The following is an 18402-nucleotide window of genomic DNA, read 5'->3' on the forward strand; positions in this document are numbered from 1 at the left end:
GAAGCCGCGGCTGCGTGAGATCGGTAACCTCGAACCCCGTGACTCCGCTGCGCCGCCTAGGTCTGCCCCTCGGTCTGGTCCTCGGGGTCGTCGGCCTCGCGGTGGTCGTGGCCTTCGGGGTCCTGCTGCCCGAGGCCTCCGGCTCGGACTCCGACGCCGTCGACCTGCCCGACACCCTGCCGGGCGGCTGGACCGCGGTGGACCGGCCCACGGGGCTGGACGGCGACGACGCCGACCGGCAGGCCGACCGCGAGCGGGCCGTGCGCTACGTCGAGGACGTCTACGCCGAGGTGTACGACGCGCCGGTCGCGTTCCGCGCGTACGCCGACCAGGACCTCCAGGACTTCCTGGTCGTCACCGTCTTCACCGGCGAGGGCGGCGCCTTCGGCCCGCCCAGCGGGCTGGCCGACCCCGACGCCCAGGGGCTCGAGCGCGCCACCACCGAGCTGGTCCGCGAGGACGACACGGTCTGCATCGTCAACCAGCAGGCCGTGCCCCAGGGCCAGGACGCCAGTGGGCCGCCGCTGGCCGTCACCTGCCAGCTCGCCGCCGACGGCCACACCGTCCAGCTGACCAGCAACGGCCACAGCGTCGACGACACCGTCGCGCTCACCCACGACGTGGCCGAGAAGATCTAGCTCCAGTAGACGACGACCTCGTCGCCCACCTCGACGTGGTCGTAGAGCCACGCGATCGCGTCGTGGTCGCGGACGTTGACGCACCCGTGCGAGGCCCCGTTGTAGCCGGTCGCCGCGAAGTCGCTGGAGTAGTGCACCGCCTGCCCACGCGAGAAGAACATGGCGTACGGCATCGAGCTGTCGTAGAGCGACGAGACGTGGTCGATGTCCTTGTAGTAGACGCTGAACACGCCCTCCCGGGTCGGCGTGTACTGCGAGCCGAACCGCACGTCCACGGTCTTGAGCACCCGGCCGTCGACGACCCAGCGCAGCGTGCGTGAGGTCTTGTCGATGCACAGGACGCGGCCCTTCTTGCACCGTGCGTCCAGCGGGCCGGGCCGGTTGTGCAGGCCCAGCTCGTCGCGGGTCGGCGTACCGGTCATGGAGCGCAGGCGGTCCAGCGTGCGCTGGTCGACCGCGCCGGTGACGGGGATGCCCCGCTTGGCCTGGAAGCCGCGGACGGCCTCGACGGTCTCGTCGTCGTACCGGCCGTCCGGCGTGCTGAAGTACCACGCCAGCGCGCGCAGCCGGGCCTGCAGGTCGCGCACCCTCATGCCGTGGTCGCCCTGCTCGAGCAGGACCTTGCCCGGCTCCAGGCCGCGGATCGGGCGGACCTGCGAGCGCGGCTCGTACGTCGCGGGCTCGGCGCCCGGGTCGACGGCGGCCGGGGCGGGCGCCGGGGCGGTGGTGGGGGTCGGCTCCGCGGCGGCGTTGACCACCGGCGCGGGAGTGGCGGCGACGCTCGGGGCGCCGAGGTCGGGGCCGGTCGGCCGCTCGAGCGCGAACACCGCGCCGACGGCGAGGACGGCCAGCAGCAGCACGGTGAGCAGGCCGAGGCCGGCGCGACGCAACGCGGTCATGTGGTGCGGGCTCCTGAGGGGAAGGGGAGTGGTCACCACAGTGACGCCCGGGGAAGGATTCGGGTTGCAGACGCGCCGCACCTATCTTTGCGGCGTGGCCCGCGCCGACCTCGACAAGCAGCCCGCCGACGTCCGGCGCATGTTCGATGCGGTCGCGAAGCGCTACGACCTCACCAACGACGTCTTGTCCCTCGGCCAGGACCGCCGCTGGCGCCACGACGTGATCGAGGCGGTCGACCCCCGTCCCGGCGAGCGCGTCCTCGACCTGGCCGCCGGCACCGGCACCTCCAGCCAGCCCTTCGCCGACCGCGGCGCCACCGTCGTCCCGTGCGACTTCTCGCTGGGCATGCTCCGCGTCGGCAAGCAGGCCAAGCCCGCGCTCCCCTTCACCGCGGGCGACGGCACCAGGCTGCCCTTCGCCGACGCCACCTTCGACGCCGTGACGATCTCCTTCGGGCTGCGCAACATCGTCGACCCCCTCGCCGGCCTGCGCGAGATGCGCCGCGTCACCCGCCCCGGCGGCCGGCTGGTCGTCTGCGAGTTCAGCCACCCGACCTGGGCGCCGTTCCGCACCGTGTACGTCGAGTACCTCATGCGCGCCCTGCCGCCCGTCGCCCGCGCCGTCAGCAGCTCGCCCGACGCCTACGTCTACCTCGCCGAGTCCATCCGTGCCTGGCCCGACCAGCAGGGCCTCGCGGACCTGATCGCCGAGGCCGGCTGGCAGCGCCCGGAGTGGCGCAACCTGTCCGGCGGGATCGTGGCCCTGCACCGCGCTGCGGCGTGACCCGAGGCGGGACCTCCCTCCAGGGCGAGGCCCACCGAGCGGGGCCGATTTAAGACATGCCGTTGTGACCTTATCCGCCCAGGTCAGAGAGGGTGTCCCCCCGGCGTGACGGTGTCCGGCCGGAGTGGCAGACTGAGCGCTGCGGGACTTCGTGATTGCGTTCACAAACGCACAACTGAGACGTGCACCACACGCAACCGGGGTCCGCGGAGCGGCTGAGAGAGCCGAGCAGCAAGACTGCAACACGGAGAGAAGGCACAGCGGTGGAGCTCTACTACCCGGTCCTGGCGCTCGCGGCCCTGGCGTTCCTGTTCGCCGCCGGGTCGGTCGCGATGAGCAGCCAGGTGGGCCCCAAGCGCTACAACCGGGCCAAGCTGGACAGCTACGAGTGCGGCATCGAGCCGACGCCGCAGCCCGTCGGAGGCGGCCGCTTCCCGGTGAAGTACTACATCACCGCGATGCTCTTCATCGTCTTCGACATCGAGATCATCTTCCTCTACCCCTGGGCCGTGCACTTCGACGCCATGGAGTGGTTCGGCCTCGCCGAGATGGTGGTCTTCATCCTCACCGTCTTCGTCGCCTACGCCTACGTCTGGCGTCGCGGCGGCCTGGACTGGGACTGACGCGCACCACCGAGACGTAGGGACAACGAAGTGGGTATCGAGGAGAAGCTGCCGAGCGGCGTCCTCCTGACGACCGTCGAGGGCGTCGCCGGCTACATGCGCAAGGCGTCGTTCTGGCCGGCGACGTTCGGGCTCGCCTGCTGCGCGATCGAGATGATGACCAGCGGCGGCCCGAAGTACGACCTCGCGCGGTTCGGCATGGAGGTCTTCCGGGCCAGCCCGCGCCAGGCCGACCTGATGATCGTCGCCGGGCGGGTGAGCCAGAAGATGGCACCGGTCCTGCGCCAGATCTACGACCAGATGCCCGACCCGAAGTGGGTGCTGGCCATGGGCGTGTGCGCCTCCAGCGGCGGCATGTTCAACAACTACGCGATCGTCCAGGGCGTCGACCACGTCGTCCCGGTCGACATGTACCTCCCCGGCTGCCCGCCGCGCCCGGAGATGCTCATCGACGCGATCCTCAAGCTGCACGACCAGGTCCAGCAGCGCCCGCTCGGCTCCAACATGGCCGACGCGATCGAGCACCGCGAGAACGACGCCCTCAAGGCGCTGCCGACCAGCGAGATGAAGGGGCTGCTGCGGTGAGCGAGGGCCAGAAGGACGTCCTCCCCGAGCCGAAGGGCCCGACCCAGGACGCCGTCGACCAGAGCCCGGAGAACGCCCCCGCCACCCTCGAGCCCGAGGTGCACGCGGTGGGCGAGCGGCGCGGCATGTTCGGCGTCAGCGGCTCCGGCGACACCAGCGGGTACGGCGGGCTGCGCCAGCCCGTCGTGTTCCCCGCGCCCAGCCAGCGCCCGTTCGACGGCTGGCACGAGGAGGTCGCCTCCGCGCTCGACAGCGCGCTGCGCAGCGCCGGGGTCGAGCACGCCGTGGAGAGCGTGGTCATCCACCGCGGGGAGATCACCTTCCACGTGCGCCGCGAGGACCTGGCCACGGTGGCCCAGCGGCTGCGCGACGACCCCGCGCTGAGCTTCGAGCTCTGCTCGGGCGTCAGCGGGGTGCACTACCCCGAGGACACCGGCCGCGAGCTGCACGCCGTCTACCACCTGGCGTCGCTGACCTACAACCGCCGGATCCGGCTCGAGGTGAGCTGCCCCGACGCCGACCCGCACGTCCCGTCCATCGTGGCGACGTACCCGACCAACGACTGGCACGAGCGCGAGACCTTCGACATGTTCGGGATCGTGTTCGACGGCCACCCCGCACTGACGCGCATCCTCATGCCCGACGACTGGCCGGGCCACCCGCAGAGGAAGGACTACCCCCTCGGCGGAATCCCTGTGGAGTACAAGGGCGGCAGCATCCCGCCGCCCGACCAGCGACGGAGCTACAACTGATGAGCACCGACTACTACGCGAGCGACGCCGACACCTCCGACGGCAAGGTCTTCACCGTCAGCGGGCAGGACTGGGACTCGATCACCGAGGGGCTGGCCGAGGACGTCAGCGAGCGGGTCGTGGTCAACATGGGCCCGCAGCACCCGTCGACGCACGGCGTGCTCCGGCTGATCCTCGAGCTCGAGGGCGAGACGGTCTCCGAGGCCCGCTGCGGCATCGGCTACCTGCACACCGGCATCGAGAAGAACATGGAGTACCGCTCCTGGGTGCAGGGCGTCACGTTCTGCACGCGCATGGACTACCTCTCGCCGTTCTACAACGAGATGACCTACTGCCTGGGCGTGGAGCGGCTGCTCGACATCGAGGACCAGATCCCCGAGAAGGCCCAGGTCATGCGGGTCCTGCTCATGGAGCTCAACCGCATCTCCTCCCACCTGGTCTGCATCGCGACCGGCGGCATGGAGATCGGCGCACTGACCGTCATGACCATCGGCTTCCGTGAGCGCGAGCTGGTCCTGGACCTGTTCGAGCTCATCACCGGCCTGCGCATGAACCACGCGTTCATCCGTCCCGGCGGCGTCGCGCAGGACCTCCCGCCCGGCGCCCTCGACGAGATCCGCGCGTTCATCGCCCTGATGAAGAAGCGCCTGCCCGAGTACGCCGCCCTGTGCAACGCCAACCCGATCTTCAAGGGCCGGCTCGAGGGCGTCGGCCACCTCGAGCTCGACGGCTGCCTCGCGCTCGGGATGACCGGGCCGGTGCTGCGCAGCACGGGCTACCCGTGGGACCTGCGCAAGACCCAGCCGTACTCCGGCTACGAGGACTACGACTTCGAGGTCCAGACCTGGGACACCTGCGACTCCTACGGCCGGTTCCGCATCCGGCTCAACGAGATGTGGGAGTCGCTCAAGATCGTCGAGCAGGCCGCCGACCGGCTGGCCGGGCTCGAGGGCGCCCCGGTGATGATCGGCGACAAGAAGATCGCCTGGCCGAGCCAGCTGGCCATCGGCAGCGACGGGATGGGCAACAGCCTCGACCACATCCGCCACATCATGGGCGAGTCGATGGAGGCCCTGATCCACCACTTCAAGCTGGTCACCGAGGGCTTCCGGGTCCCGGCCGGCCAGGCCTACGTGCCGATCGAGTCGCCCCGCGGCGAGCTGGGCGCGCACGTCGTCTCCGACGGCGGCACCCGCCCGTTCCGCGCGCACTTCCGCGACCCGTCGTTCACCAACCTGCAGGCCACCAGCGTGATGAGCGAGGGCGGCATGGTCGCCGACGTGATCGTGGCGATCGCCAGCATCGACCCGGTGATGGGAGGCGTGGACCGGTGACGGCCCTGACCCAGGAGACGCTCAGCGAGCTCGAGGAGATCGCCGCGCGCTACCCCGAGGCCCGCAGCGGCCTGCTGCCGATGCTCCACCTGGTGCAGTCGGTCGAGGGCCGCGTGACGCCCGAGGGGATCGAGGCCTGCGCCGAGATCCTCGGCATCTCCGCCGCCGAGGTGAGCGGCGTGGCCACGTTCTACACGATGTACAAGCGCAAGCCCGTCGGCGACTACCTCGTCGGCGTGTGCACCAACACCCTGTGCGCGGTGATGGGCGGCGACCAGATCTTCGAGCGGCTCAAGGACCACCTCGACGTCGGCAACGACGAGACCACCGAGGACGGCAAGATCACGCTCGAGCACGTCGAGTGCAACGCGGCCTGCGACTACGCCCCGGTGATGATGGTCAACTGGGAGTTCATGGACAACATGACCCCGCAGTCGGCCGTCCAGCTGGTCGACGACCTGCGCGCCGGCACCGAGGTCAGCTCCACCCGCGGCCCGCGGCTGTGCACCTGGCGCGAGGCCGAGCGCGTGCTGGCGGGCTACCCCGACGGCCGCGTCGACGAGGGCCCGGGCGCGGGTCCGTCGTCCCTGGTCGGCCTGAGCATCGCCCGCGAGCGCGGGTGGACCGCGCCGGAGAGCGACGCGAAGCCGCAGGACGACGGCAAGAGCCTCGGCGCCGCCGCAGGCTCCCCGGCCGACGAGGCCGACTCCAACCCCACCGAGGCCGCTGCCGTCGACGAGAGCAGCTCCGCGACCGAGCGCGGCGCCGAGAAGGACGAGGCGAAGTGAGCGAGATCAGCACCCTCACCCCGGTGCTCACCGACATCTGGGACGCCGAGCAGTCCTGGAAGCTGGCGACGTACGCCGACCGCGGTGGCTACGAGGCGCTCAAGACGGCGCTGACCATGGCCCCCGACGACATCATCACCGCCGTCAAGGACTCCGGCCTCCGCGGTCGCGGCGGCGCGGGCTTCCCGACCGGCATGAAGTGGTCGTTCATCCCGCAGGACAACCCGAACCCGAAGTACCTCGTCGTCAACGCCGACGAGTCCGAGCCGGGCACCTGCAAGGACATCCCGCTCATGATGGCCAACCCCCACGTGCTCGTGGAGGGCGTCATCATCAGCTCGTTCGCGATCCGGGCGAACCAGGCCTTCATCTACATCCGCGGCGAGGTCCTGCACGTCATCCGCCGGGTCCAGGCCGCGGTCGCCGAGGCGTACGCCGCGGGTCACCTCGGCCGGGACATCCACGGCTCCGGCTACGACCTCGACATCGTGGTGCACGCCGGTGCGGGCGCCTACATCTGCGGCGAGGAGACCGCGCTGCTCGAGGGTCTCGAGGGCCGTCGCGGCCAACCGCGCCTGCGCCCGCCGTTCCCCGCGGTGGCCGGGCTCTACGCCAGCCCCACGGTCATCAACAACGTCGAGTCCATCGCCTCGGTGCCGAGCATCATCGGCAACGGCGCGGAGTGGTTCGCCTCGATGGGCACCGAGAAGTCCAAGGGCTTCGGCATCTTCAGCCTGTCCGGCCACGTCACCACCCCGGGTCAGTACGAGGCGCCGCTCGGCATCACGCTGCGCGAGCTCATCGACCTCGCGGGCGGGATGCGCGAGGGGCACGAGCTGAAGTTCTGGACCCCGGGCGGCTCCTCGACCCCGCTGCTGACCGCCGAGCACCTCGACGTGCCCCTCGACTTCGAGGGTGTCGGCGCGGCCGGCTCGATGCTCGGCACCCGCGCGCTCCAGCTGTTCGACGAGACCACGTGCGTGGTCCGGGCGGTGCTGCGCTGGACGGAGTTCTACAAGCACGAGTCGTGCGGCAAGTGCACCCCGTGCCGCGAGGGCACGTGGTGGCTGGTGCAGACCCTGGCCAACCTCGAGAAGGGGATCGGCCAGGAGAGCGACCTGGACCTGCTGCTCGACCAGTGCGACAACATCCTGGGCCGCTCGTTCTGCGCGCTCGGCGACGGTGCGACCAGCCCGATCTCGAGCTCGATCCAGTACTTCCGCCAGGAGTACCTCGACCACCTCACCCAGGGCGGCTGCCCGTTCGACCCGATGAAGGCGACCCTGTTCGCCGACGAGCTGGAGATGGCATGACGACGGCTCCGGAGAAGCCCGCGACCGGAGAGGTCGAGACGGTCAAGACGGTCTCGCTCACCATCGACGGCATCCAGGTCGAGGTCCCCGAGAACACCCTGGTGATCCGCGCGGCCGAGCAGGTCGGCGTGCAGATCCCGCGCTTCTGCGACCACCCGCTGCTGGCGCCGGTCGGCGCCTGCCGCCAGTGCCTGGTCGACATCCCCGACGCCGGCAACGGCCGCGGCTTCCCCAAGCCGCAGGCCTCCTGCACCCTGCCGGTCGCCGAGGGCATGGTCGTCAACAGCCAGGTCACCAGCGAGGTCGCGGACAAGGCGCAGCAGGGCGTGATGGAGTTCCTGCTCATCAACCACCCGCTGGACTGCCCGGTCTGCGACAAGGGCGGCGAGTGCCCGCTGCAGAACCAGGCGATGTCCAACGGCCGCGGCGAGTCGCGCTTCTTCGAGTCCGGCGGGCTCAAGCGGACCTTCCCCAAGCCGATCAACATCTCCGCGCAGGTGCTGCTCGACCGCGAGCGCTGCGTGCTGTGCGCGCGCTGCACCCGCTTCTCCTCCCAGATCTCCGGCGACCCGTTCATCGAGCTGGTCGAGCGCGGGGCGCTGCAGCAGGTCGGCATCTACGAGAACGAGCCGTACGACAGCTACTTCTCCGGCAACGTCATCCAGATCTGCCCGGTCGGCGCGCTCACCTCGGCGGAGTACCGCTTCCGCTCGCGCCCCTTCGACCTGGTCTCCACGCCCTCGATCGCCGAGCACGACGCGTGCGGCTCCGCGATCCGCGTCGACCACCGCCGCGGCAAGGTCATGCGGCGCCTCTCGGGCAACGACCCCGAGGTCAACGAGGAGTGGATCACCGACAAGGACCGCTTCGCGTTCCACTACACGACCGCCCCGGACCGGCTGACCTACCCGCAGGTCCGTGACTCCGACGGCTCCCTGCGCCCGGCGTCGTGGACCGAGGCGTTCGCCGTGGCCGCGCGCGGCCTGGCCGCGGCCCGCACGGCGGGCGGCGTCGGGGTGCTGCCCGGTGGCCGGGTCACCGCCGAGGACGCCTTCGCCTACAGCAAGTTCGCGCGCGTGGGCCTCGGCACCAACGACATCGACTTCCGCTCCCGGCCGCTCTCGGCCGAGGAGACGTCGTTCCTGGCCGCGTACGTCGTGCTGCACGGCCCCGGTGACGGGGCCGCCACCTTCGGCGACCTGGAGCGCGCCGGCACCGTGGTGCTGGTCGGCTTCGAGCCCGAGGACGAGGCCGGCGCGGTGTTCCTGCGGCTGCGCAAGGCCAACCGCGCCAAGGGCACCAAGGTCGTCGCCATCGCGCCGTACGCCACCCGCGGGCTGCGCAAGGCCGGCGGCGTCCTGGTCCCCACCGTCCCGGGCGAGGAGGCCGCGGCGCTCGACGCGCTCGGCCTCACCGGCGACCATCCGGTCGACGGCACCTCGGTGATCCTGGTCGGCGAGCGGCTCGCCACCTCGCCGGGTGCGCTGTCCTCCGCGGCCGGGCTGGCCTCGCGCACCGGCGCCAAGCTGGCCTGGGTCCCGCGCCGGGCCGGCGACCGCGGTGCGGTCGAGACCGGCTGCCTGCCCAACCTGCTGCCCGGCGGCCGCCCGGTCGACGACGCCCGCGCCCGCGTGGACGTCGCCACCGCCTGGGGGCTCGAGGGCTCGCTGCCCGGCGTGCCCGGCCGCGACGCCGACGAGATCGTGGCCGCGGTGCTGACCGGCGAGCTCAACGGGCTCGTCGTCGGCGGCGTCGACCCGGACGACACCGCGGACCCCGCGGCGTTCCGCACGGCGCTGGCGCAGGCGGACTTCGTCGTCGCGCTGGAGCTGCGCGAGACCGACGTGACCCGCGCGGCCGACGTGGTCTTCCCGGTCGCCGCGGTGACCGACAAGGCCGGCCTGTTCGTGACCTGGGAGGGCCGGCCGCGCTGGTTCGACGCGGTCTTCACCAACCCGCAGGCGCTGCCCGACAGCCGGGTGCTGGCCGGGATCGCGGAGGAGCTGGACCGCCCGCTCGGCTTCCGCACCGTGCCCGAGGTCCGCGCCCAGATGGAGGAGCTCGGTCCGTGGGACGGCGAGCGCGCCGCCTTCGGCGCGGTCACCGCCAGCCCGAGCGGCACCACCAGCGGCCGGGGCACGGGCGAGGGCCTGGTGCTGTCGACCTGGAAGCAGCTGATCGACCTGGGCACGATGCAGGACGGCGACGACAACCTGCGCGCCACCGCCCGCACGACGCTCGCCCGGGTCAGCCCCGCGACGTACGCCGCGCTCGGGGGCGAGCCGGCCACGGTCACCCTCACCGGCGACCGCGGCTCCTGGACGCTGCCCGTCGAGGTGGCGCCGGACCTGGTCGAGGGTGTGGTCTGGGTCCCGACCCACAACACCGGCCGTGGCGTCTGGGCCGACCTGGCCTCGCCCGGCAGCCGCGTCACCGTGGAGGGAGCGCAGTCATGAGCAGCCTCATCGCGCCGATGGCGCTCGAGCAGTTCGGTCACGACACGTGGTGGATCGTGATCATCAAGACGCTGATGATCTTCGTGGTCCTGGTGCTGCTCACGCTGTTCAACATCTGGTGGGAGCGCCGCGTGGTGGCCCGGATGCAGCACCGCATCGGCCCCAACGTGCACGGCCCCTTCGGCCTGCTGCAGTCCCTCGCGGACGGCGTGAAGCTGGCGCTGAAGGAGGACATCATCCCCAAGGCCGCCGACCGGGTGGTCTTCCTCATCGCGCCGGTCATCGCGGCCACCACGGCGTTCGTGACCTTCGCGGTCATCCCGTTCGGCCCGACGGTGAGCATGTTCGGCGAGCGCACCCCGCTGCAGCTGACCGACATGCCCGTCGCCGTGCTGTTCGTGATGGCCATCGCCTCGATCGGCATCTACGGCATCGTGCTCGGCGGCTGGGCCAGCGGCTCGACGTACGCCCTGCTCGGCGGCCTGCGCTCCAGCGCCCAGATGATCTCCTACGAGGTCGCGATGGGCCTCGCGCTCGTCGCGGTCTTCCTCTACGCCGGGTCGCTGTCGACCTCGGAGATCGTCGCGGCCCAGGACGACCTCTGGTACGGCCTGATCCTGGCGCCGTCCTTCGTCATCTACGTGATCTCGATGGTCGGCGAGACCAACCGCGCGCCGTTCGACCTGCCCGAGGCCGAGGGCGAGCTGGTCGGCGGCTTCCACACCGAGTACAGCTCGCTGAAGTTCGCGCTGTTCTTCCTGGCCGAGTACATCAACATGGCCACGGTCTCCGCGCTGGCCACGACGCTGTTCCTCGGCGGCTGGCACGCGCCGTTCTGGATCGACCACCTCTACGGCGGGTTCAACGAGGGCTACTGGCCGCTGCTGTGGTTCTTCGGCAAGGTGCTCGCCTTCATCTTCTTCTTCATCTGGCTGCGCGGCACCCTGCCCCGGCTGCGCTACGACCAGTTCATGGCCCTCGGCTGGAAGTGGCTGATCCCGATCTCGCTCGGCTGGATCGTCGCCGTGGCCACCATCCGCGCGATCTCGCTGGACGGCGGCATCGACCGCGACAAGCTGCTCATGGTGATCGGCGCGCTGCTCGTCGTCCTGCTGGCCTTCTCGTTCTGGCCGGCCCGCTCCGACGAGGAGTCCGACCGCGACCAGGCCGACGGTGCGACCGGGGGCTTCCCCGTCCCGCCGATGCCGGCCGGCGGCGCGGTGCGCGGTGCCGCCCAGCCCCTGACCTTCAAGACCAGCAGCCGGACCGTGGCTGCCGGGACCACTGCGGGCACTGGAGAGGACTGACCATGCCCACGCTCAAGGAACAGTTCTGGGACCCGGTCGCCGGGTTCGGCGTGACCTTCCGGACGATGTTCAAGAAGGTCGTGACCGAGCAGTACCCCTTCGAGAAGCTGCCGACGGCGCCGCGCTTCCACGGCCGGCACCAGCTCAACCGCTGGCCCGACGGGCTGGAGAAGTGCATCGGCTGCGAGCTCTGCGCGTGGGCCTGCCCGGCCGACGCCATCTACGTCGAGGGTGCCTCCAACACCGATGGCCCTGATGGAGATGGCCGCTTCAGCCCCGGCGAGCGCTACGGCCGCGTCTACCAGATCAACTACCTGCGCTGCATCCTGTGCGGGCTGTGCATCGAGGCGTGCCCGACCCGCGCGCTCACGATGACCAACGAGTACGAGCTGGCCGACGACAACCGCGCCGACCTCATCTACACCAAGAACGAGCTGCTCGCCCCGCTGCTGCCGGGCATGGAGCGTCCGCCGCACGCGATGCGGCTCGGTGACGACGAGGGCGACTACTACCGCGGCCAGTTCAAGCAGCCCGCCGCGGAGCAGCCCGAGTTCCACCTCGAGGAGTCCGCGCTGCGCGACCTGGCCCAGGGCGAGCAGCTCGTCGAGGACGGGGACCAGCGGTGATCGCGTTCTACGTGCTCAGCCCGATCATGGTGCTGGCCGCGCTGGGCATCCTGTTCGTCCGCAAGGCCGTGCACGCCGCGCTGCTGCTGGCCGTCGTGATGATCTCGCTGGCCGTCCTGTACGCCGCCCTGGAGGCGCCGTTCCTCTTCGCGGTGCAGATCATCGTCTACACCGGCGCGATCCTCATGCTCTTCCTCTTCGTGCTGATGCTGGTCGGCGTCGACGCCTCCGACTCGGTGGTCGAGACGATCCGCGGTCAGCGGCTGCTGGCCATCGCCGGCGGCCTGGCCCTGGGCGTCGTGCTCGTCGTCGGCCTCAGCCAGATCTCGCTCGGCACGGTCGTCGGCCTGTCGGACACCAACCAGCCGGGCAACATCGAGGCGCTGGCCAACGTGCTGTTCTCGAAGTACGTCTTCGCCTTCGAGGTCACCTCGGCGCTGCTCATCACCGCCGCGGTCGGCGCGATGGTGCTGGCCCACCGCGAGCGCCTCACGCCCAAGCCGACCCAGGCCGACCTGGCCGCCCAGCGCGTCCGGCACTACGCCGAGCGCGGCGAGCACCTCGGTCCGCTGCCCCCTCCCGGCGTCTTCGCCCGGCACAACGCGGTCGGCACGCCGGCGCTGCTGCCGGACGGCTCGGTGGCCGAGTCCTCGATCTCGCGGGTGCTGGCCGCCCGCGGCACGGTCCGCACCGTCGTGCCGCACGACGTCGACTCGGTCCAGCGCTCCATCGACCTGCACGCCGACGGGACGCCGGTCTCCACCACCTCGCCCGAGGTCCGCAGCAGCGCCTCGGCGCGTGGCCCGGGCTCCTCGAGCGGCCCCGACACCAGTGCGGAGACCATCACCGCCCCCGGCGACACCTCGACGAAGGGCGGTGAGTGAGTCGTGGACAGCGTGACGCCGTTCATCGTGCTCTCCACGATCCTGTTCACCATCGGTGCCACCGGCGTGCTCGTGCGCCGCAACGCGATCGTGGTGTTCATGTGCGTCGAGCTCATGCTCAACGCCTGCAACCTCGCGCTCGTCGCGTTCGCCAAGCAGCACGGTGACCTCGACGGCCAGATCGCGGCGTTCTTCGTGATGGTGGTGGCCGCGGCCGAGGTCGTCGTGGGCCTCGCGATCATCATGACCATCTTCCGCACCCGGCGCTCGGCCTCGGTCGACGACGCCAGCCTGCTGAAGTACTGACCGGACGGGACAGACCCACACGATGTTCACACTCCACGAAGGAGGCATCCCGGTCGTCGACCCGACGACCGCGGACGGTGTCTTCTCCCTGGCCTGGCTGGTCATCGCGCTGCCGGCGGCCGGTGCGGCGATCCTGCTGATCGGCGGGGCGCTCGCGCCCAAGCCCTTCGCGGCGTTCGGCCACTTCCTCGGCACGCTGATGCCGATCGGCTCCTTCGCGATCAGCCTGGCGATGTTCGTGACGCTGCTCGGCCGCGACGAGGGCGACCGCCAGGTCAGCCAGCACCTCTACGACTGGATCGACGTCGGCGGGCTGCACGTCGGGGCGGACCTGCTCTACGACCCGCTGACGGCGCTGTTCCTGCTGCTGATCACCGGGGTGGGCTCGCTCATCCACGTCTACTCCATCGGCTACATGGAGCACGACCCGCGGCGGGTGCGGTTCTTCGGCTACCTCAACCTGTTCGTGGCCGCGATGCTCACGCTGGTGCTGAGCGAGAACTACCTCGGGCTGTTCCTCGGCTGGGAGGGCGTCGGCCTCGCGTCGTACCTCCTCATCGGCTTCTGGCAGCACAAGCACTCCGCGGCGGCGGCGGCCAAGAAGGCCTTCGTCATCAACCGCGTCGGTGACATGGGCATCTCCACCGCGATCATGCTGGCCTTCGTCACCTTCGGCTCGACCAGCTTCACGGTCATCAGCGCGAACGCCGACGGCGCCAGCGACAAGACCATGACCGCCCTCGGGCTGCTGCTGCTCCTGGGCGCGTGCGGCAAGTCCGCCCAGGTGCCGCTGCAGGCCTGGCTGCTCGACGCGATGGAGGGCCCGACCCCGGTCTCGGCCCTGATCCACGCGGCGACCATGGTCACCGCGGGCGTCTACCTGATCGTCCGCTCGAACTTCATCTTCGAGCGGGCCCCCGACGCGCAGACGGTCGTGGTCATCGTCGCCACGGTCACGCTGCTGTGGGGTGCGGTCATCGGGTGCGCCAAGGACGACATCAAGAAGGCGCTGGCCGGCTCGACCATGAGCCAGATCGGCTACATGATGCTCGGCGCCGGGCTGGGTGTCGGCGGCTACGCGTTCGCGATCTTCCACCTGCTCACCCACGGCTTCTTCAAGGCCAACATGTTCCTCGGCGCCGGCTCGGTGATGCACGGCATGAACGACGACGTGGACATGCGCCACTACGGCGCACTGCGCAAGGCGATGCCGATCACCTTCATCACCTTCGCGCTGGGCTACCTCGCGATCATCGGCATCCCGCCGTTCGCCGGCTTCTGGTCCAAGGACAAGATCATCGAGGTCGCGCTGGAGCACAACTGGATCGTCGGGATCTGCGCCCTGCTCGGGGCCGGCGTCACGGGCTTCTACATGACCCGACTGATGCTGCTCACCTACTTCGGCAAGGAGCGCTGGGACGAGGACGTGCACCCGCACGAGTCGCCCGCGGTCATGACCTTCCCGCTGATGGTGCTGGCCGCGCTCTCCGCGCTCGGTGGGCTGATGCTCGCCGGTGGCTGGATCCACGACTGGCTCGGGCCGGTCACCGGGTTCGAGGAGGCCGCCGACCCGCCGCTGGCACCGATCGTGGTGACCGTGCTCGCGCTGGTCGTCGTGGTCATCGGCGTGGCCGTCGCGGTCGTCTTCGTCGGGCAGCGTGACGTGCCCCGCGAGGCGCCGCAGGACGTCTCCTTCGTGACCCGTGCGGCCCGTCGCGACATCTACGGCGACGCGATCAACGACGAGCTCGTGGTCAAGCCCGGCAAGCGGCTGACCGGTGGCCTGCTGGTCTTCGACCGGAGCGTCGTGGACGGCCTGTTCCGCGGTGGGGCGCTGACCGTCAACGGGGTGGGCACGCTCGTGCGCCGCGCACAGAACGGCTTCGTCCGCTCCTACGCCCTGTCCCTGCTCGGCGGCGTGCTCCTCGTCGTCCTCGCGCTGCTGGCGGTGAACCTGGCATGAACGACTTCCCGATCCTGACCATCCTCTGGGTGGTCCCCCTGGTGGGCGCGCTGGCGGTGGCCTTCGGCCCGCGCGGCGCGCTGGCCAAGCAGACCGCCGTGGTCGCCTCGCTGGTGACCCTGGTCGTGGCCATCGTCGCGGCCACGCAGTTCGACCGCGACGGCTCCGGCTTCCAGCTCGACGAGACCCACGACTGGATCACGGCCTTCGGGGTGCACTACGCCCTGGGGCTCGACGGGCTGGGACTGCTCCTGGTCCTGCTCACCGTGGTGCTCACGCCGATCGTGCTGGTCGCGGCCTGGAACGACGCCCCCGAGGAGGACGCCAAGCGCTGGTTCGCCTGGGCCCTGGCCCTCGAGGCGCTCTCGCTGGTCGTCTTCCTGGCCACCGACGTGTTCCTCTTCTACGTCGTCTTCGAGGCCACGCTGATCCCGGCGTACTTCCTCATCGGCGGCTTCGGTCGCGCCAAGCGCTCGGCGGCCGCGCTGAAGTTCCTGATGTTCCAGCTCGGCGGCGGACTGGTGCTGCTCGGCTCGGTCATCGGGCTCTACGTCGTCTCGGCCGACGCCGGCTCCCCGTCGTACCTCTACGACGACCTGGCCCAGCTCGACATCTCGACCAGCGCCGGTCGGTGGCTGTTCGCCGGGTTCTTCATCGCGTTCGCGGTCAAGGCGCCGCTGTTCCCGGTGCACACCTGGCTGGCCGACACCACCGAGCAGGCCACGCCGGCCACGTCGGTGCTGCTGGTCTGCGTGCTGGACAAGATCGGCACCTTCGGGATGCTGCGCTTCTGCCTCGGGCTCTTCCCCGAGGCCAGCGACTGGGCCACGCCGTTCGTGGTCGTGCTCGCGCTGATCTCGATCGTCTACGGCGCGATCGTGGCCATCGGCCAGGACGACGTGCTGCGGCTGATCGGCCTGACCTCGCTGAGCCACTTCGGGTTCATCACCCTGGGCATCTTCGTCTTCACCACCCAGGGCGCGAGCGGCTCGATCCTCTACATGGTCAACCACGGCATCGCGACGGCCGCGCTGTTCCTCATCGCGGGCTTCCTCATCCGCCGCCGCGGCACCACGCTCATCTCGCGGATGGGCGGGCTGGAGAAGGTCACCCCGGTGACCGCCGGGCTGTTCCTGGTGGCGGCGCTGGCCACCGCCGGGCTGCCGGGGCTCAGCCAGTTCGTCTCCGAGATGCTGGTGCTGATCTCGGCCTTCGACTACCGCTGGTACGTCGGCGCGATCGCCGTGACCGGCATCGTGCTGGCCGCGATCTACATGCTCTGGGCCTACCAGAAGATGTTCACCGGCCCGAACCCCGAGTCGCTGGACACCGACGTGGCCGCCGGCGGCGCGGGCGTGGCCGACCTGGGCCGCCGCGAGGTGCTGGTCCTGGTCCCGCTCATGCTGGCGCTGGTGTTCTTCGGGTTCGTGCCCGGCCCGCTGCTCGACGTGAGCAACCCGTTCTCCGAGCAGCTGCTCCAGCAGACCGGCGTACCCGACGACGGACCCCGGGTCCCCGTCGACGCCGCCTCCAGCGAGGGTGACCACTGACATGTTCGACAAGCCCACCATCCAGTACGCCGAGCTCTGGCCGATGCTCGTGGTCTTCGGCGTCGCCGCGCTCGGCGTGGTCGTCGAGGCCTTCGTCCCGCGCGAGCGCCGGTACCTCACCCAGGCCGGGCTAGCCACCGCCGGCCTCGTGGTCGCCCTCGGCGGCTCGATCTACGTCGGCTCCGGCCTCGGCGAGCTCGGCAAGGGCGTGGCCCGCGGCAAGCTCGCCGTCGAGGGCACGCTCGCCGTCGACGGCCCCGCGGTCTACCTCTGGGGCCTGGTCCTGGTCTTCGCCATCGGCGGCGTGCTCCTCTTCGCCGAGCGCCGACTCGAGGCGGGCGTCTCGGCGTTCGCCGGCCAGGCCGCGGCGCTGCCCGGCACCGAGGCCGAGCGCGAGGCCTCGACCCGCGGGCTCGACCACACCGAGGTCTACCCGCTGCTGATGTTCGCGGTCGGCGGCATGATGCTCTTCCCGACGGCCAACGACCTGCTCACCATGTTCGTGGCCCTCGAGGTGCTGTCGCTGCCGCTCTACCTGCTGTGCGGGCTCGCCCGCCGGCGCCGGCTGCTCTCGCAGGAGGCCGCGCTCAAGTACTTCCTGCTCGGCGCGTTCTCCTCCGGCTTCTTCCTCTACGGCGTCGCGCTGATCTACGGCTTCGCCGGCTCCATGCAGTTCGCCGACATCAACGAAGCCGTGCGCAACGACGCCTCCAACGACACCCTGCTGCTCATCGGCATGGGCATGCTGGCCGTCGGGCTGCTGTTCAAGGTGGGCGCGGTGCCGTTCCAGTCGTGGACGCCGGACGTCTACCAGGGCGCGCCCACCGCGGTCACGGCGTTCATGGCCGCCTGCACCAAGATCGCCGCCTTCGGCGCGCTGCTGCGGTTGTTCTACGTCGCCTTCGGCGCCGACCGCTGGGACTGGCAGCCGATGCTGTGGATCATCGCGATCCTCACCATGCTCGTCGGCGCGATCCTCGCGGTCGTCCAGACCGACGTGAAGCGCATGCTGGCCTACTCCTCGGTGGCCCACACCGGCTTCCTGCTCACCGGGCTGCTCGGCGTCCAGGCCGCCTCGGCGCTCGGCACCGACGAGATCACCTCGCTGCAGGCGGTGCTGTTCTACCTCGCGACGTACGGCCCGGCCACGGTCGGCACCTTCGCCATCGTCACCCTGGTCCGCGACGCCGGCGGCGAGGCCACGGCCTTCGACAAGTGGCGCGGGCTCGGCAAGCGCTCGCCGCTGGTGGCCGGCGCGTTCGGCTTCCTGTTGCTGTCGATGGCGGGCATCCCGCTCACCGGTGGCTTCGTCGGCAAGTGGGCGGTCTTCGCGGTCGCCCTGTCGGCCGGCGCGTGGCCGGTGGTGCTCGTGGCCATCGCGGCCAGCATCGTCTCGGTGTTCTTCTACGTCCGCGTGATCCTGCTGATGTTCTTCGACGAGCCCTCGGCCGAGCCGGCGGCCGTGACGACCCCGTCGCTGCTGACCACCGCCACCATCGGCGTCTGCGTCGTGCTGACGCTGGCCCTGGGCATCGTTCCCGGTCCGGTTCTCGACCTGGCCGGAAATGCGGGATCATTCATCAGGTGAGCTCTT

At 70.7% G+C, this 18402-nt stretch carries 17 protein-coding genes; 16 read left to right on the forward strand and 1 reads right to left on the reverse strand.

What is annotated here, in order from left to right; genetic code table 11:
• Positions 1 to 38: 38 nt before the first annotated feature.
• Positions 39 to 638, forward strand: coding sequence for a hypothetical protein (locus G5V58_RS25295; protein ID WP_165238355.1), 600 nt, complete (start codon positions 39 to 41; stop codon positions 636 to 638).
• Here the strand turns inward: G5V58_RS25295 and G5V58_RS25300 are convergent.
• Entirely contained in the window at positions 635 to 1537 is a 903-nt protein-coding gene (locus G5V58_RS25300; protein WP_165238357.1) for a L,D-transpeptidase family protein, read from the reverse strand. The genes G5V58_RS25295 and G5V58_RS25300 overlap by 4 nt on opposite strands.
• Before the next feature lie 139 nt (positions 1538 to 1676).
• On the opposite strand from G5V58_RS25300, the gene G5V58_RS25305 reads away from it, so the two are divergent.
• The 15 genes from G5V58_RS25305 to nuoN all read left to right on the forward strand — a co-directional run bounded on the left by G5V58_RS25305 (position 1677) and on the right by nuoN (position 18396).
• Positions 1677 to 2321, forward strand: coding sequence for a demethylmenaquinone methyltransferase (locus G5V58_RS25305; protein ID WP_230487411.1), 645 nt, complete (start codon positions 1677 to 1679; stop codon positions 2319 to 2321).
• Between the two features lie 263 nt (positions 2322 to 2584).
• On the forward strand, positions 2585 to 2944 hold the full coding sequence (locus tag G5V58_RS25310) for an NADH-quinone oxidoreductase subunit A (RefSeq protein WP_165238359.1): 360 nt from the start codon (positions 2585 to 2587) through the stop codon (positions 2942 to 2944).
• Positions 2945 to 2974: 30 nt separating this feature from the next.
• Positions 2975 to 3529: a NuoB/complex I 20 kDa subunit family protein gene (locus G5V58_RS25315; RefSeq protein ID WP_165238361.1), complete on the forward strand. Its 555-nt coding sequence runs from the start codon at positions 2975 to 2977 to the stop codon at positions 3527 to 3529.
• Positions 3526 to 4281 carry an NADH-quinone oxidoreductase subunit C gene (locus tag G5V58_RS25320; RefSeq protein WP_165238363.1) on the forward strand — a complete coding sequence of 252 codons (756 nt, stop codon included), beginning with the start codon at positions 3526 to 3528 and terminating at the stop codon, positions 4279 to 4281. The genes G5V58_RS25315 and G5V58_RS25320 overlap by 4 nt, the downstream gene beginning before the upstream one ends.
• Positions 4281 to 5615, forward strand: a complete 1335-nt coding sequence (locus G5V58_RS25325; RefSeq protein WP_165238366.1) for an NADH-quinone oxidoreductase subunit D — start codon at positions 4281 to 4283, stop codon at positions 5613 to 5615. The genes G5V58_RS25320 and G5V58_RS25325 overlap by 1 nt, the downstream gene beginning before the upstream one ends.
• Positions 5612 to 6403, forward strand: a complete 792-nt coding sequence (nuoE, locus tag G5V58_RS25330; RefSeq protein WP_165238368.1) for an NADH-quinone oxidoreductase subunit NuoE — start codon at positions 5612 to 5614, stop codon at positions 6401 to 6403. Before G5V58_RS25325 ends, nuoE begins: the two co-directional genes overlap by 4 nt.
• A gap of 5 nt (positions 6404 to 6408) precedes the next feature.
• Positions 6409 to 7716 (forward strand): NADH-quinone oxidoreductase subunit NuoF, encoded by a 1308-nt coding sequence (nuoF, locus tag G5V58_RS25335; protein WP_165239686.1) that lies wholly within the window; start codon positions 6409 to 6411, stop codon positions 7714 to 7716.
• Positions 7713 to 10172, forward strand: coding sequence for an NADH-quinone oxidoreductase subunit G (locus tag G5V58_RS25340; protein WP_165238370.1), 2460 nt, complete (start codon positions 7713 to 7715; stop codon positions 10170 to 10172). The genes nuoF and G5V58_RS25340 overlap by 4 nt, the downstream gene beginning before the upstream one ends.
• Positions 10169 to 11479: an NADH-quinone oxidoreductase subunit NuoH gene (gene nuoH / locus G5V58_RS25345; protein ID WP_165238372.1), complete on the forward strand. Its 1311-nt coding sequence runs from the start codon at positions 10169 to 10171 to the stop codon at positions 11477 to 11479. Before G5V58_RS25340 ends, nuoH begins: the two co-directional genes overlap by 4 nt.
• Positions 11480 to 11481: 2 nt before the next feature.
• On the forward strand, positions 11482 to 12105 hold the full coding sequence (gene nuoI / locus G5V58_RS25350) for an NADH-quinone oxidoreductase subunit NuoI (protein WP_165238374.1): 624 nt from the start codon (positions 11482 to 11484) through the stop codon (positions 12103 to 12105).
• A gap of 26 nt (positions 12106 to 12131) precedes the next feature.
• Complete coding sequence (locus tag G5V58_RS25355) at positions 12132 to 12989, forward strand: NADH-quinone oxidoreductase subunit J (RefSeq protein WP_407939766.1); 858 nt, start codon at positions 12132 to 12134, stop codon at positions 12987 to 12989.
• Between the two features lie 12 nt (positions 12990 to 13001).
• Entirely contained in the window at positions 13002 to 13295 is a 294-nt protein-coding gene (gene nuoK, locus G5V58_RS25360) for an NADH-quinone oxidoreductase subunit NuoK (RefSeq protein WP_230487413.1), read from the forward strand.
• Positions 13296 to 13317: 22 nt separating this feature from the next.
• Positions 13318 to 15258 (forward strand): NADH-quinone oxidoreductase subunit L, encoded by a 1941-nt coding sequence (nuoL, locus tag G5V58_RS25365; RefSeq protein WP_165238380.1) that lies wholly within the window; start codon positions 13318 to 13320, stop codon positions 15256 to 15258.
• On the forward strand, positions 15255 to 16808 hold the full coding sequence (locus G5V58_RS25370; protein WP_165238382.1) for an NADH-quinone oxidoreductase subunit M: 1554 nt from the start codon (positions 15255 to 15257) through the stop codon (positions 16806 to 16808). The genes nuoL and G5V58_RS25370 overlap by 4 nt, the downstream gene beginning before the upstream one ends.
• A gap of 1 nt (position 16809) precedes the next feature.
• Positions 16810 to 18396: an NADH-quinone oxidoreductase subunit NuoN gene (nuoN, locus tag G5V58_RS25375; RefSeq protein WP_165238384.1), complete on the forward strand. Its 1587-nt coding sequence runs from the start codon at positions 16810 to 16812 to the stop codon at positions 18394 to 18396.
• Positions 18397 to 18402 lie beyond the last annotated feature (6 nt).

The organism is Nocardioides anomalus, assembly GCF_011046535.1.
Taxonomy (GTDB): Bacteria; Actinomycetota; Actinomycetes; order Propionibacteriales; family Nocardioidaceae; genus Nocardioides; species Nocardioides anomalus.

What these genes read in the sequence shown, in the direction of transcription:
- G5V58_RS25370 (WP_165238382.1), top strand. Translation starts at nt 15,255, where the DNA reads ATGAACGACTTCCCGATCCTGACCATCCTCTGGGTGGTCCCCCTGGTG.
- nuoH (WP_165238372.1), top strand. Translation starts at nt 10,169, where the DNA reads ATGAGCAGCCTCATCGCGCCGATGGCGCTCGAGCAGTTCGGTCACGAC.
- G5V58_RS25325 (WP_165238366.1), top strand. Translation starts at nt 4,281, where the DNA reads ATGAGCACCGACTACTACGCGAGCGACGCCGACACCTCCGACGGCAAG.
- G5V58_RS25355 (WP_407939766.1), top strand. Translation starts at nt 12,132, where the DNA reads ATGGTGCTGGCCGCGCTGGGCATCCTGTTCGTCCGCAAGGCCGTGCAC.
- nuoI (WP_165238374.1), top strand. Translation starts at nt 11,482, where the DNA reads ATGCCCACGCTCAAGGAACAGTTCTGGGACCCGGTCGCCGGGTTCGGC.
- G5V58_RS25340 (WP_165238370.1), top strand. Translation starts at nt 7,713, where the DNA reads ATGACGACGGCTCCGGAGAAGCCCGCGACCGGAGAGGTCGAGACGGTC.
- nuoL (WP_165238380.1), top strand. Translation starts at nt 13,318, where the DNA reads ATGTTCACACTCCACGAAGGAGGCATCCCGGTCGTCGACCCGACGACC.
- G5V58_RS25300 (WP_165238357.1), bottom strand. Translation starts at nt 1,537, where the DNA reads ATGACCGCGTTGCGTCGCGCCGGCCTCGGCCTGCTCACCGTGCTGCTG.
- G5V58_RS25305 (WP_230487411.1), top strand. Translation starts at nt 1,677, where the DNA reads ATGTTCGATGCGGTCGCGAAGCGCTACGACCTCACCAACGACGTCTTG.
- nuoN (WP_165238384.1), top strand. Translation starts at nt 16,810, where the DNA reads ATGTTCGACAAGCCCACCATCCAGTACGCCGAGCTCTGGCCGATGCTC.